This is a genomic window from Stenotrophomonas maltophilia (assembly GCF_900186865.1).
GTDB lineage: Bacteria > Pseudomonadota > Gammaproteobacteria > Xanthomonadales > Xanthomonadaceae > Stenotrophomonas > Stenotrophomonas maltophilia.
The window spans coordinates 2,160,637-2,175,426 of record NZ_LT906480.1; the positions used below are offsets into that span (position 1 = coordinate 2,160,637).

The 14,790-nt window shown below is 65.9% G+C and carries 11 protein-coding genes; 4 read left to right on the plus strand and 7 right to left on the minus strand.

Annotation, left to right across the window (positions count from 1 at the left end):
- Window positions 1-156 precede the first annotated feature (156 nt).
- Genes CKW06_RS10530 through CKW06_RS10540 form a run of 3 tightly spaced genes read left to right on the plus strand, consistent with a single transcriptional unit; the run spans window position 157 to window position 7,909 of the window.
- Window positions 157-1,308: an efflux RND transporter periplasmic adaptor subunit gene (locus CKW06_RS10530; protein ID WP_021204157.1), complete on the plus strand. Its 1,152-nt coding sequence runs from the start codon at window positions 157-159 to the stop codon at window positions 1,306-1,308.
- On the plus strand, window positions 1,305-4,826 hold the full coding sequence (locus CKW06_RS10535) for an efflux RND transporter permease subunit (RefSeq protein WP_005413037.1): 3,522 nt from the start codon (window positions 1,305-1,307) through the stop codon (window positions 4,824-4,826). Before CKW06_RS10530 ends, CKW06_RS10535 begins: the two co-directional genes overlap by 4 nt.
- Entirely contained in the window at window positions 4,823-7,909 is a 3,087-nt protein-coding gene (locus tag CKW06_RS10540) for an efflux RND transporter permease subunit (RefSeq protein WP_024958283.1), read from the plus strand. Before CKW06_RS10535 ends, CKW06_RS10540 begins: the two co-directional genes overlap by 4 nt.
- 70 nt (window positions 7,910-7,979) lie before the next feature.
- Here CKW06_RS10540 and CKW06_RS10545 read toward each other — a convergent pair whose 3' ends face one another.
- From CKW06_RS10545 to ykgO, 7 genes are all read right to left on the minus strand, one after another.
- Complete coding sequence (locus CKW06_RS10545; RefSeq protein ID WP_032964867.1) at window positions 7,980-9,182, minus strand: ISL3 family transposase; 1,203 nt, start codon at window positions 9,180-9,182, stop codon at window positions 7,980-7,982.
- A gap of 183 nt (window positions 9,183-9,365) precedes the next feature.
- Entirely contained in the window at window positions 9,366-10,586 is a 1,221-nt protein-coding gene (locus CKW06_RS10550; protein ID WP_024958405.1) for a TraB/GumN family protein, read from the minus strand.
- 4 nt (window positions 10,587-10,590) lie between these two features.
- Entirely contained in the window at window positions 10,591-11,121 is a 531-nt protein-coding gene (locus CKW06_RS10555; RefSeq protein WP_005409279.1) for a GNAT family N-acetyltransferase, read from the minus strand.
- 14 nt (window positions 11,122-11,135) lie between these two features.
- Window positions 11,136-12,023 carry a carbon-nitrogen hydrolase gene (locus CKW06_RS10560; protein WP_005409280.1) on the minus strand — a complete coding sequence of 296 codons (888 nt, stop codon included), beginning with the start codon at window positions 12,021-12,023 and terminating at the stop codon, window positions 11,136-11,138.
- Window positions 12,024-12,184: 161 nt separating this feature from the next.
- Window positions 12,185-13,222, minus strand: coding sequence for an agmatine deiminase family protein (locus CKW06_RS10565; RefSeq protein WP_024956146.1), 1,038 nt, complete (start codon window positions 13,220-13,222; stop codon window positions 12,185-12,187).
- 39 nt (window positions 13,223-13,261) lie between these two features.
- Window positions 13,262-13,561 (minus strand): hypothetical protein, encoded by a 300-nt coding sequence (locus CKW06_RS10570; protein ID WP_407627000.1) that lies wholly within the window; start codon window positions 13,559-13,561, stop codon window positions 13,262-13,264.
- Window positions 13,562-13,737: 176 nt separating this feature from the next.
- Window positions 13,738-13,863, minus strand: a complete 126-nt coding sequence (ykgO, locus tag CKW06_RS10575) for a type B 50S ribosomal protein L36 (protein ID WP_005409283.1) — start codon at window positions 13,861-13,863, stop codon at window positions 13,738-13,740.
- A gap of 197 nt (window positions 13,864-14,060) precedes the next feature.
- Between ykgO and cmk the strand changes: the two genes are divergently transcribed.
- On the plus strand, window positions 14,061-14,738 hold the full coding sequence (cmk, locus tag CKW06_RS10580) for a (d)CMP kinase (protein ID WP_005409284.1): 678 nt from the start codon (window positions 14,061-14,063) through the stop codon (window positions 14,736-14,738).
- Window positions 14,739-14,790: the final 52 nt, after the last annotated feature.

Below are 14,790 nucleotides of genomic sequence, written 5' to 3' on the forward strand. Positions count from 1 at the left end.
AACGCCCCGAGTATAGCCTCAGGTTTCATCTAGCTGAAATGGGGTCGGGCCGACCAGCGGCGTGAAGACACCATGACCTTTGGGATATGGTGTTGCCGTGAAGTGGTGCATTACTTTGCTACCACACCTGTCCACGCATCCTCCAGGGACCTGACGATGTCGCACCCAACCTTCCTGTCCGGCCGTCGCAGCGGAATCTGCGCTGCCGCACTGCTGATCTCCACCTCCCTGTTGCTGGGCGGTTGCGCCGCAGGGCCCAATTCCGAAGCCAAGGCCGCCGAGACCAAGGAGGAGAAGAAGGTCGATGCGGTCCCGGTCGAAGTGGCCGTGGCAAGCCATCGCGCGGTCGCGGCCAGTTACACAGGCACCGCCGCGCTGGAACCACGCGCCGAGTCGCAGGTGGTGGCCAAGACCTCCGGTGTGGCGCTGGCGGTGCTGGTCGAGGAAGGCCAGCGGGTCACCGCCGGCCAGCCGCTGGTGCGCCTGGACCCGGACCGCGCACGCTTGGCCGTAGCCCAGAGCGAAGCGCAGATGCGCAAGCTGGAAAACAACTACCAGCGTGCACAGAAACTGGTTGGCCAGCAGATGGTCAGTGCTGCCGATGTCGACCAGCTGCGCTTTGATCTGGAAAACGTCCGTGCGCAGTACCGCCTGGCCACGCTGGAACTGTCCTACACCACGGTGGTGGCACCGATCTCCGGCGTGATCGCATCGCGCTCGATCAAGACCGGCAACTTCGTGCAGATCAACACGCCGATCTTCCGCATCGTCGACAACTCGCGCCTGGAAGCCACCCTCAACGTGCCCGAACGCGAGCTGGCCACGCTGCGTGCCGGCCAGCCGGTGACGTTGGCCGCCGATGCGCTGCCGGGCCAGAGCTTCACCGGCACCGTCGATCGCATCGCGCCGGTGGTGGATTCGGGCAGTGGCACGTTTCGCGTGGTCAGCGCCTTCGATGGCGCCGCGCACGCGCTGCAGCCCGGCATGTTCGGGCGCATCCGCATCGATTACGACCAGCGTGCCGATGCGCTCGTGGTGCCGCGCCTGGCGCTGCTCGACGACGGTGAGCCGGCGGTGTTCCGGGTGCGCGAAGGCAAGGTCGCACGTGTTCCGGTCAAGCTGGGTTACGCCGAGGGCCCGTGGGTGGAGATCCGTGATGGCCTGGCGGCCGGTGATCAGGTGGTCACCGCCGGCAAGGTCGCGCTGCGCGACGGTACCGCGGTGCAGGTGATCGCCGATCCGAAGGCAAAGGCGAAGACGGTCGCAGCGGCCGCCAAGCCGGCAGACAAGGCCGGGAGCAAGCAATGACCGCCCCGGGCCACGACCACGGTGCCTCGCCGGCGAGCGATGGCGCCGCCGCCGGCATGCGCGGCGGCCTGGTGGAGTTCGCCACCCGCCGCCGCGTGACCATCGCCATGTGCACGGTCACCCTGCTGCTGTTCGGCCTGATCGCGCTGGGCAACCTCAAGGTCAACCTGTTGCCCGACCTGAGCTACCCGACGCTGACCGTGCGCACCGAGTACACCGGTTCGGCGCCGACCGAAATCGAAACCCTGATCACCCAGCCGGTCGAAGAGGCGGTCGGCGTGGTCAAGAACCTGCGCAAGCTGAAGTCGGTCTCGCGAACCGGCCAGAGCGACGTGGTGCTGGAGTTCGCCTGGGGCACCAATATGGACCAGGCCAGTCTGGAGGTGCGTGACAAGATGGAAGCGCTGAACCTGCCACTGGAGGCCAAGGCCCCGGTGCTGCTGCGCTTCAATCCGTCCACCGAGCCGATCATGCGCCTGGTGCTGTCGAACAAGGTGGCGCCGACCAGCGATGCCGATGCGGTCCGCGAGCTGACCGGCCTGCGCCGCTATGCCGATGAAGACCTGAAGAAGAAGCTGGAGCCGGTTGCCGGCGTGGCAGCGGTCAAGGTCGGTGGCGGTCTGGAAGATGAGATCCAGGTCGACATCGACCAGCAGAAGCTGGCACAGCTGAACCTGCCGATCGACACCGTCATCAAGCGCCTGAAGGACGAGAACATCAACATCTCCGGCGGCCGTCTGGAGGAGGGGTCGCAGCGCTTCCTGGTGCGCACCGTCAACCAGTTCGCTGACCTGGAGGAGATCCGCAACCTGCTGGTCACCACCCAGGGCTCGAACGGAAGTGCAGCCGACTCGGCATTGCAGCAGATGTTCAACATCGCCGCCTCGACCGGTTCGGCCGCAGCCATCGCGGCGGCTTCGGCGGCGCAGAGCGCATCGTCCGGTGCTGGCTCCAGCGTGGTCGCCAATGGCGTGCCGGTGCGCCTGAAGGACGTGGCCACCGTTCGCCAGGGTTACAAGGAACGCGAAGCGGTGATCCGCCTGGGCGGCAAGGAATCGGTTGAACTGGCCATCTACAAGGAAGGCGACGCCAACACCGTGTCCACCGCCGAAGCGCTGCGCAAGCGCCTGGAGCAGATCAAGGGCACGTTCCCGTCCGACGTCGAGATGACCACCATCGAGGACCAGTCGCGCTTCATCGAGCACGCCATCGCCGACGTCAAGAAGGATGCGGTGATCGGTGGCCTGCTGGCGATCCTGATCATCTTCCTGTTCCTGCGTGATGGCTGGAGCACGTTCGTGATCAGCCTGTCCTTGCCGGTCTCGATCATCGCCACGTTCTTCTTCATGGGCCAGCTCGGCCTCAGCTTGAACGTGATGTCGCTGGGCGGCCTGGCATTGGCCACCGGCCTGGTGGTGGACGACTCGATCGTGGTGCTGGAGAGCATTGCCAAGGCCCGCGAGCGTGGCCTGGGCATCCTGCAGGCAGCGATCGTCGGTACCCGCGAAGTGAGCATGGCGGTGGTCGCCTCGACCCTGACCACCATCGCGGTGTTCCTGCCGCTGGTGTTCGTCGATGGCATCGCCGGCCAGCTGTTCCGCGACCAGGCATTGACCGTGGCGATCGCCATCGCGATCTCGCTGCTGGTATCGATGACGCTGATCCCGATGCTGAGCTCGCTGAAGGGCCGGCCGCCGCTGGCATTCCCGGAAGAGGCGCCGAACGAACCGTGGCAGCCGCAGAACCGCTGGCAGAAGCCGGTGGCGCTGGGCCGTCGTGGTGCCGTCGCAACCGCGCGCTGGAGCTTCTATGCGCTGGCCTGGCTGGTCGTACGTGCGTGGCGGGGCGTCGTGGCAGTGGTCGGCCCGGTGATGCGCAAGGCCAGCGACCTGGCAATGAAGCCCTACGCCGGTGCCGAGCGCGGCTATCTGCGCCTGTTGCCGAGCGCGCTGGCCCATCCGGGCAAGGTGCTCGGCGTGGCCACGATCATCTTCGTGGCGACCATGGCGCTGGTGCCGATGCTCGGTGCCGACCTGATCCCGCAGCTGGCGCAGGACCGTTTCGAGATGACGGTGAAGCTGCCGGCCGGCACACCGCTCAAGCAGACCGATGCGCTGGTGCGTGAGCTGCAGCTGGCCCACGGCAACGGCGAGGGCGTGGCCTCGCTGTACGGTGTCAGTGGCAGCGGCACCCGCCTGGATGCCAGCCCGACCGAGAGCGGCGAGAACATCGGCAAGCTGACCGTGGTGATGGAAGGCGGTGGCAATGCACGCACTGAAGCCGAGATCACCGAGCGCCTGCGCGACAGCATGGGCCAGCATCCGGGGGCACAGGTCGACTTCGCGCGGCCGGCGTTGTTCAGCTTCTCCACGCCGCTGGAAATCGAGCTGCGCGGGCAGGACATGGCGACGTTGGAAGTGGCTGGCCAGCGCCTGGCGGCGATGCTGCGCGGCAATGCGCACTACGCCGACGTGAAGTCCACGGTGGAAGAGGGCTTCCCGGAAATCCAGATCCGCTTCGACCAGGAACGTGCCGGTGCGCTGGGCCTGACCACCCGCCAGATCGCCGACGTGGTGGTGAAGAAGGTGCGCGGCGACGTGGCCACCCGCTACAGCTTCCGCGACCGCAAGATCGACGTGCTGGTGCGTGCCCAGGAAGGCGACCGCGCCAGCGTGGAGAGCATCCGCCGGCTGATCGTCAACCCGGGCAGCACCCGGCCGGTCACCCTGGACGCGGTGGCTGACGTGGTTGCCACCACTGGCCCCAGCGAGATCCATCGTGCCGACCAGACCCGCGTTGCGGTGGTGTCGGCCAACCTGCGCGATATCGATCTTGGCGCGGCCATGCGTGAAGTGCAGCAGATGGTGGCCGAGCAGCCACTGGGCGCCGGCGTCGGCCTGCATATCGGCGGCCAGGGCGAGGAACTGGCACAGGCGGCGAAGTCGCTGATCTTCGCCTTCGGCCTGGCGATCTTCCTGGTCTACCTGGTGATGGCCTCGCAGTTCGAATCGCTGCTGCATCCGTTCGTGATCCTGTTCACCATCCCGCTGGCGCTGGTCGGCGCGATCCTGGCACTGATGCTGACCGGCAAGCCCATCTCGGTGGTGGTGTTCATCGGCCTGATCCTGCTGGTCGGCCTGGTCACCAAGAACGCGATCATCCTGATCGACAAGGTCAACCAGCTGCGCGAGGCCGGCGTGGCCAAGCACGAGGCCCTGGTGGAAGGTGCACGTTCGCGTCTGCGGCCGATCATCATGACCACGCTATGCACGCTGTTCGGCTTCCTGCCGCTGGCGGTGGCGATGGGCGAGGGCGCCGAAGTACGCGCGCCGATGGCGATCACTGTGATCGGTGGCCTGCTGGTGTCGACCCTGCTGACCCTGCTGGTGATCCCGGTGGTCTATGACCTGATGGACCGCCGTGGTGACGCCTACTACCGCGAGCGTGGCCGCAAGCACGCCGGCGAGATCGAGCCGGGCGCAGCAGGCAGCGCGGCGGGTGCGGAGGAGCCGGCATGAGTGTTGCCGAGTTCTCCATCCGCCGCCCGGTCACCACCATCATGTGCTTCGTGTCACTGGTGGTGATCGGCCTGATCGCCTCGTTCCGGTTGCCGCTGGAAGCGTTGCCGGACATTTCCGCGCCCTTCCTGTTCGTGCAGATTCCGTACACCGGTTCAACCCCGGAGGAAGTGGAGCGGACCATCATCCGCCCGGTGGAGGAATCGCTGGCGACGATGACCGGCATCAAGCGCATGCGCTCGTCGGCCACCTCCGAGGCGGCGCTGATCTTCATCGAGTTCAGCGACTGGGACCGCGACATCGCCATCGCCGCCTCCGATGCACGCGAACGCATCGACGCGATCCGCAGCGATCTGCCGGACGACCTGCAGCGCTACAACGTGTTCAAGTGGTCCAGCAGCGACCAGCCGGTGCTGAAGGTGCGCCTGGCCAGCACCAGCGACCTGACCACCGCTTACGACATGCTCGACCGCGAGTTCAAGCGGCGCATCGAGCGTATCCCCGGCGTGGCCCGCGTCGACATTACCGGCGCGCCGCCGAACGAGGTGGAGATCGCCATTGATCCGAACCGGCTCAACGCGCATGGGCTGAGCATCAACGAGCTGAGTGACCGCCTGCGCACGCTGAACTTCTCGATCTCGGCCGGGCAGATCGACGACAACGGCCAGCGCGTGCGCGTGCAGCCGGTGGGCGAGATCACCGACCTGCAGGAAATGCGCGACCTGGTGATCAACGCCAAGGGCCTGCGCCTGGGCGACATCGCCGACGTGCGCCTGAAGCCGGCGCGGATGAACTACGGGCGCCGCCTGGACGGCAACCCGGCGGTCGGGCTGGATATCTTCAAGGAGCGCAGTGCCAACCTGGTGGAGGTGTCGCGCGCGGCGCTGGCCGAGGTTGAAGCGATCCGTGCCGAAGCGTCGATGCGCGACGTGCAGATCAAGGTGATCGACAACCAGGGCAAGGCGGTGACCTCCTCGCTGCTGGAACTGGCCGAGGCCGGTGCGGTCGGCCTGATCCTGTCGATCACGGTGCTGTTCTTCTTCCTGCGCCATTGGCCGTCCACGCTGATGGTGACCCTGGCCATTCCGATCTGCTTCACCATCACCCTGGGTTTCATGTACTTCGTCGGGGTGACGCTGAACATCCTGACCATGATGGGCCTGCTGTTGGCGGTGGGCATGCTGGTCGACAACGCCGTGGTGGTGGTGGAGAGCATCTACCAGGAGCGCGAGCGCATGCCGGGACAGCCGCGCCTGGCCTCGATCATCGGCACCCGCAACGTGGCCATCGCGCTCAGTGCTGGCACCTTGTGCCACTGCATCGTGTTCGTGCCGAACCTGTTTGGCGAGACCAACAACATCAGCATCTTCATGGCGCAGATCGCGATCACCATCTCGGTCTCGCTGCTGGCCTCCTGGCTGGTCGCGGTCAGCCTGATCCCGATGCTGTCCGCGCGCATGGCCACGCCCAAGCTGGTGCACTCGCAGACCGGACTGATCGCGCGGCTGCAGCGCCGCTACGCCAGGCTGCTGGACTGGTCGCTGCACCATCGCGGCTGGAGCCTGCTCGGCATCGTGCTGGTGGTGCTGGTCAGCCTGGTGCCGATGAAGCTGACCAAGGTCGACATGTTCGGTGGGGATGGCGGCAAGGACATCTTCATCGGCTACATGTGGAAGGGCGCCTACACCTATCGGCAGATGTCCGAGGAGGTGGCGCGCGTGGAGAACTGGATCGACGCCAACCGCGAGCGCCTGCACGTCAAGCAGGTGTACTCCTGGTACAGCGAGCAGGAAGGCAGCTCGACCGTGGTCACCCTGGACGAGAAGTACGCCAAGGACATCAAGGCGCTGCAGGAAGAGCTGCGCAAGGGCCTGCCGAAGTCGGCCCGCACCGACTACTTCGTTGGCAACCAGGGCGGTGATGGCGGCGGTGGCGGCAACCAGGGCGTGCAGGTGCAGCTGGTGGGCGACTCCAGTTCGATGCTGCAGGAGATCGGCCAGGAGGTGGTGCCGCTGCTGGCCCAGCGTGCCGAGCTGCGCGACGTGCGCATCGACAACGGCGAGAAGGGCGGCGAGCTGAAGGTACGCGTCGACCGCGAGCGTGCCGCCGCATTCGGCTTCAATGCCGAGCAGGTCGCCAGCTTCGTCGGCCTGGCCCTGCGCGGTGCGCCGATGCGCGAGTTCCGCCGCGGCGACAATGAAGTACCGGTATGGGTGCGCTTCGCTGGCGCCGAGCAGAGCAGCCCGGAAGACCTGGCCGGCTTCAGCGTGCGCACCGGCGACGGTCGCAGCGTGCCACTGCTGAGCCTGGTCACCGTTGACGTCGGTTCATCGGCGACCCAGATCGGTCGTACCAACCGCCAGACCACGCTCACCATCAAGGCCAACCTGGCCGAGAAGGTCACCGCGCCCGATGGCCGCAAGGCGATGGAATCGGTGCTCAAGCCGATGAACTTCCCGGCCGGCTATGGCTTCACCTTCGATGGCGGCGACTACGGCAACGACGACGAAGCGATGCAGCAGATGGTGTTCAACCTGCTGATCGCGCTGGTGATGATCTACGTGGTGATGGCGGCGGTGTTCGAGTCGCTGCTGTTCCCGGCGGCGATCATGAGCGGCGTGCTGTTCTCGATCTTCGGCGTGTTCTGGCTGTTCTGGATCACCGGTACCTCGTTCGGGATCATGTCCTTCATCGGCATCCTGGTGCTGATGGGCGTGGTGGTGAACAACGGCATCGTGATGATCGAGCACATCAACAACCTGCGGCGCGGCGGCATGGGACGCACGCAGGCGCTGGTGGAGGGTTCACGCGAGCGATTGCGCCCGATCATGATGACCATGGGCACGGCGATCCTGGCGATGGTGCCGATCTCGCTGACCAATACGCAGATGTTCGGCAACGGCCCGGAGTACGCGCCGATGGCGCGCGCGATTGCCGGCGGCCTGGCGTTCTCCACGGTGGTCAGCCTGCTGTTCCTGCCGACCATCTATGCGGTGCTGGATGACCTGCGCAATGCCGTGACGCGGTTGATCCGCCGCGCGCGTGGAGTGGAAATGGTAGAGCCGGGCGCTGCCCGGCTGTAATGCACATCAACGTGTTGTGGTGTGGGGGAGGCCGGTCGTAGTGGGGCGGCCTCCCCCTTTTTTTGGTTCTTCACCCAAGTCCGGGGAAGGCTGCACGGATTTTGAGGAAGAAATAGGCGTCGTCTCGGTATCCGTAGGCGACGCGCTTGATGACCTTGATCTTGTTGTTGATTCCCTCGACCAGATTCGTTCCAAGGGGCCATCGGCAATGAGCCAGGATGCCTGGCAGATAGGGCTGTAGGCGACGGACAAACGTTCGCAGGGGCTCCAGGCGGCTACGCAATGCGCGCTGTCGCCAGCTCTTCCACGCTTTTGCTGCCCAGGCCTGGCTACGGTAGCGCCAGAGCTGCTTCAAGTCGTCTTTCAGCACATAGCTCGTCAATAGGGCCTTGTTGGCAGCCAGCAGCTCCTTGAGCTTCACTCGTTGATCGGCCGGGACGTTCTGCCGGTTGCCCAGCAAGAGCCAGCGAGAGGTCTTCACCACACGCCGGGCAGGTTTGTCCTGACGCAGCCTGTTGGCTTCATCCACGCGGACCCGGTCGATGACCTCCCGACCGTATTTGGCCACCACATGAAACAGGTCGTAGACCACTTCGGCGTTTGGGCATTGGGCTTTCACTTCCAGGTCGAATGCCGAATTCATGTCCATAGCAACCGCCTGGATGCGTTCGCAGCCGTCCTTTCCGAGTAGCTCAAAGAAGGGACGTACGTCTGCGCGGCTGCGTCCTCGACCGACCCAAAGCACGCGCTTGCGTGATGGTTCGACCACCACCGTGGCGTAGCGATGCCCCTTTTGGATCGCAAACTCATCCATCGCGATCACCCGGACGTTCGATAGGTCCACCGGACCCAGCGTCCGCACCAGATGCCTGAAATCAAGCGCCTTGACCGTCTTCCAGTCCAGGCCATGCCACTTTGCGGTGGCATGGATGGAGGCCGTGGCACACATGCGTGCCACGCTCTGCGCCAGCCGTTGTGTTACCCGGGCATGTCGCTCCAGCCAATCCAGATGCTCAAGTTTTGGCCCGCAGCGAGGACAGGCCAGCCGCTGGCGCTGGACTTCCAGCTCGACCGGCTCATCGAACACGGGTAGATCACGGACCCGCCGGAGCGTCTGGTCATGGATGGCCACCACCCACTTGCCACATCCGCTACAGCGTCGGCGGCGGCGTGAATCAGGCAGCAGCGAAAGCACCAGCCAAGTGGCTCCTCCACGCGCCTCCCGGCGCCATCCATCCAAGCGATATCCCGCCCAGCATCCCAGCAACGGCATACAATCCAGCTTGGCCACGGCCGGCCCCAGTTTGTAGTCTCGACAACCACAATCTAGCGGGTCGGCCGTGAGCCTCTCCCCTCAGATGGGAGAAGAACCCTTTTTTTGCCGGGCATGGCGTGCCAACCAAGGTTGGCACCTACCAGAGCGCAGTCGAGCTTGGCTCGACGCTACACGGAACAATCAACCCGCCACCTTGCCCCACACCTTGAAGGTGGTCAGCCACAGGCCGAGCATGCTGCCGATGTTGGTCAGCATGAACGTCAGCACCACGCGCGTGACCCGATTGCGGTACCAGCCCTTCAGGCTCTGCGCGTCGTCGCGCAGCTTGAGGAAGTCTTCGTACGCCGGCTTGCGCAGGCGCGCTTCCACCAGCGCCGAGAATGCGCCGGTCGGGATGCTCAGGCGGAACGGCTTGAACGGGGCCACCGCGATCGCGGTGAGGATGCTCAGCGGGTGACCGCCTGCCAGCAGGCAGCCCAGGCCCGCCAGGCCGCCGGTATACATCGCCCAGGTCGCCAGCAGTTCGGTCCCCACGCCCAGACCACCGCGGTAGAAGCCCACGCCGATGCCGGTCGCCACGATGGCCAGGATGCCCAGCGTGAACCACGGAATGTTGCGCTTCTTCGGCACCGTCTCCAGCTCGGCGCGCAGCGGTGCCGGTGCCTCGGTGTCGGTTTCCAGGTAACGCGCCAGGCCTGCCAGATGACCCGCACCGACAACCGCCAGCACTTCACGCTGCTGCGGGTTGTGTTCCTCGCGCAGGCGCGTGGCCATGTAGCGGTCGCGCTCGCCGATGATGGTCTCGTACAGTGCCGGGCTCTCGCTGGCAAACTCGCCGAAGCTCGATTCCAGCATGTCGCCCTGCTTGAGCTTCTCGATCTCGTTCTCGCCCACTTCCTCGGACGAGAACAGGCCGGCGCCGAGACCGGCAACCAGCTTCAGCTTGCCGAAGAAGCCCAACCGCTGCGAGGCGCGGCGGAAGGTCAGGCCGACCTCGCGGTCGATCAGGTGCACCGGCAGGTCGCGTTCGCGCGCCAGTTCCACCGCGCGCTTCAGTTCCGCGCCCGGCTCGATGTCGAGCTGTTCGGCCAGGCGGCGCTGGTAGGCGGACAGGGCCAGGTTGGCGGCGAACAGGGCGACGCGGCCCTTGCGGATCACCTCGACCAGGTCGAGCTTGGCCAGCGTGTCCGGGTCGCTCAGCGCCTGCAGGCGCTGCGGGTCCAGTTCAACGGCCACGGCGTCGAAGCGACCGCTGTCGATGGCTTTCTCCACCGCCTCGACGCTGGCGCGTGAGACATGGGCAGTGCCCAGCAGGGTGTAGCGCACGCCGTCGCGTTCAACAACGCGTACCGGCTGGCCGGCGAACAGGTCGTCGCCGGTCTCGGGAAGGGTTTCGGTCATGGGTTCATTCATTGGAAGGTGCAGTGTCGGCGCCATCGCCGAGTGCGCGCTGCATCTGCACGGTATCCAGCCAGCGGCCATGCTTGCGGCCGAGGCCACGGAACACGCCGACCAGCTCGAAGCCGAAGCGTTCGTGCAGCTTGATTGAAGCGGTATTGGTCGGTTCGCCGATCACCGCCACCATCTGCCGGTAGCCACGCGCCACGCAGGCGTCGATCAACGCCTGCAGCAGGCCGGTGCCAACGCCCTTGCCCTGGAACGCAGCATCGACGTAGACCGAGTTTTCCACGGTCCACTGGTAGGCAACGCGGGTGCGGTAGGTGTTGGCGTAGGCATAGCCGGCCACCTGGCCGTCAATCTCGGCGACCAGGTAGGGGAAGCCGCGGTCGATGATGTCGCGCATGCGGCGCAGCATCTCGGACGCGTCCGGGATGTCGTACTCGTAAGTGTTGACGAAGTCGGTCACTTCCACCGCGTAGATCGCGGTGATCGCGGCGATGTCGGCCGGGCCGGCATCACGGATGAGGACGGCCATGCGCGGGCTCCGGCTCAGTCGATGTAGCGCTTGAGCAGGTCGCCGTAGGCATCGATGCGGCGGTCGCGCAGGAACGGCCAGATGCGGCGCACATGCTCGCTGCGCTGCAGGTCGACATCGCACAGCAGAACCGTGGCATCGGTGCCGGCTTCGGCCAGGAATTCGCCCTGCGGGCCCAGCACGTGGCTGTTGCCCCAGAACTGGATGCCGGAGGCGCCCAGCGGCGAGGCCTCGTGGCCGACGCGGTTGCAGCTCAGCACCGGCAGGCCGTTGGCCACGGCGTGGCCGCGGTGGCTCAGCACCCAGGCGTCGCGCTGGCGGGTCTTCTCGTCCTGCACGTCGTCCGGGTCCCAGCCGATCGCGGTCGGGTAGAGCAGCAGTTCGGCACCGGCCAGCGCCATCAGGCGCGCCGCTTCCGGGTACCACTGGTCCCAGCACACCAGCACGCCAAGGCGACCCACCGAGGTATCGATCGGCTTGAAGCCGATGTCGCCCGGGGTGAAGTAGAACTTCTCGTAGAAGCCCGGATCGTCCGGAATATGCATCTTGCGGTACTTGCCCAGCAGCGTACCGTCCTTTTCGAACACCACGGCGGTGTTGTGGTACAGGCCGGCAGCGCGGCGTTCGAACAGCGAGCCGACCAGCACCACGCCATGCTTCTTCGCCAGTGCGCCCAGGCGCTCGGTGCTGGGGCCCGGAATCGGCTCGGCCAGGTCGAATTCGTCCACCGATTCGTGCTGGCAGAAGTACGGACCGTTATGCAGTTCCTGCAGCAGCACCAGCTTGGCACCCTGCGCAGCCGCCTCGGCCACGCGTGCTTCGATCACCGCCAGGTTGGCGGCGGCATCACCGTGGTTGCGCTCCTGGATCAGGGCGACGGTAAGGGGGCTGCGCGAGTTCATGCGGGGCGTTCCTGCGGGGGAAAACCAGCATGTTAGCGCGGATGGACGGCGACGGCGTGTCGCGCGCTGAATGGGTGCGATCGGTAGTGCCGGCCGCGGGCCGGCAATCCCGTGGATCCATCAGGCAGTGCGGGGTTGCCGGCCCGCGGCCGGCACTAACGTCATGCCTTCAACAGCCCTTCCGGCAGCTGCATGGTGATGCAGTGCAGGCTGCCGTTCTGCCAGATCAGCGAGCGGCAGGGCACCTGCACGATCTCGCGGCCCGGGTGCGCCTGCGCCAGCACGTCGCGGGCCAGGTCATCGGCCGGATCGCCATAGGCCGGCATCAGCACTGCACCATTGACGATCAGGTAGTTGGCGTACGACGCAGCCAGGCGGCGGCCTTCGTCGATCACCGGCTGTGCCCACGGCAGCGGGAACAGGCGGTACGGCTGCCCATCCTTGGTGCGCAGTGCGGCCAGCTCGTTGCCCATCGCCTGCAGTTCGGCGTAGTGCGAGTCGCTCTCGTCGTCACAGGCCTGGTAGACGATGCTGTCGGCCGAGGCGAAGCGGGCGAGGGTGTCGATGTGCGCGTCGGTGTCGTCGCCTTCCAGGTAGCCGTGGTCCAGCCACAGCACGCGGTCCTGCTGCAGCCAGTCGGCCAGGTCGGCACTCAGGCTGGCGCGGTCGCGGTCCGGATGGCGCTCGTGCAGGCACTTCCAGGTGGTCAGCAGGGTGCCTTCGCCATCGGTCTCGATGCCGCCGCCTTCCAGCGCGAACGGGATGCTGCGCACCGGCGCGTCGTTGAACACGCCGGCGTGGTCCAGCACGCCCACCAGCTGGTCATCCAGGGTGGCGTCGAACTTGCCGCCCCAACCGGTGAAGCGGAAATCCAGCAGCTGGAAACCGCCGTCGGCACGGCGCAGGGTGATCGGGCCGGAGTCGCGCAGCCAGGTATCGTCGTAGGCGGCCGTGGTGAAGTGGACCTTGTCCATGTCGATGCGGTTGGAGCGCAGTCGCATTTCGGCATAGGTCTCCACATCGTCGTCGGCCACGCAGATCAGCACCGGCTGGAAGCGGGTGATGGCCGCGACCAGGGCGATGTAGGTCTCTTCCACCTGGCCCAGGCGGTCGGCCCAGTCGGTGTCGGCGGTGGGCCAGGCAATCAGGACGCCGCTCTGGGCTTCCCACTCGGCAGGAAAACGAAGGGTCTGGTTCATGGTCTCGCTACACAGGCCCGCCCACGGCGGGTAAAGGGATCAACGGATCGGCGGTTTCGGGCCGATTTCGTTCGGGTCCGCCTGGTTGGCCACCACGTCGATCACCTTCTGCTTCTCGAAGTAGACGGTGAACTGCGGGTACACCCAGCGGTTGATGGTCGGCCATTGCCGCTTCTGCCCGCCGCGCGGCTGCAGCTGTTCGCTCGGCGTGCCGAACTGCGCCTGTACCTGCTGCATGCTCTGGCCGCGCACGGGCAGGGCACCAGCCGGCTTCTCGCGGGCGCGGTCAACAAGCAGGGTATCGGCCAGCGCCGGTGTGGCGGCGGCCAGGGTGGCCATCACGGCCAGGGCGGACAGGTAACGCTTCATCTCGATCTACTCCCCAGTGGTCAAGAAAGGCGATTACAGCAAAATCAGCAGGAAAAAGCCGCATAAACAAAAAACCGCCCGAAGGCGGTTTCTTGCATCGGGTCGGCCCCGCGCAGGGCCAGCCGCAGCCGTGAAGGCTGTTGGGCTTAGCGCTGACGCGCCTTGAAACGCGGGTTCGACTTGCAGATGACGAAGATCTTGCCGCGACGACGGACGACCTTGCAGTCGCGGTGACGGGCCTTCGCCGACTTCAGGGAGGACAGGACTTTCATGGCATACCTCGGCGTAAACAGTAGTTGTTCGGGTGGAGCGTGGCCGCGATATGCGAAAGACAATCGGCAGTTGACGCTCGTTCAAGCCCGCCATTCTACCGGGCTTTTCCTCGTGGTTTCAAGTGGTTGCACAAAAGATCCCGCTGGGGGTGTCTGGCAGGGGCTAGAATGACCCCTTCACACGCTCTGGGAACCCCATGAATCCACTCGCTCCCGTCCTGACCATCGACGGCCCTTCCGGGGCCGGCAAGGGTACCATCAGCCGCATCATCGCGCGCCGGATGGGCTGGCATTACCTGGATTCGGGGGCGCTGTACCGCGCGGTGGGCGTGGCCGCGAGCTGGGCCGACATCGACACCTCTGACGCCTCGGCGCTGGTGCGCTGCACCTTCGACACCCATGTTCAGTTTGTTGAACAGGGCGAGTCGATGCGGGTCATGGTCAACGGCACCGATGCCACCGACGAGCTGCGCCTGGAGACCACCGGCGCGCTGGCCTCGGCCATTGCCGCAATTCCTGAGGTCCGGGCCGCGCTGAAGGAGCGCCAGCGCGCATTCAGGGAGCTGCCCGGCCTGGTTGCCGACGGCCGCGACATGGGCACGGTGATCTTCAAGGACGCCCCCTACAAGGTCTTCCTGACCGCCAGTGCCGAGGAGCGCGCCGAGCGCCGGCATAAGCAGTTGAAAGACAAGGGGGTTTCTGTTAACTTTGATGACCTCCTGCGCGAGATCATGGCCCGCGACGCCCGTGATGCCCAGCGTACCGTGGCGCCCCTGAAGCCGGCAGACGATGCTGTCCTCATCGACACCACAGGCATCGGCATCGATGATGTCGTTGCCCGAGTGATGGATCTGCTTCCGGTTCCGGCTGCCTGATCCGTTCGCGCGGGAGCACTGCCAGCTGCATCGGTGGTCGCGCAAAGCAGTG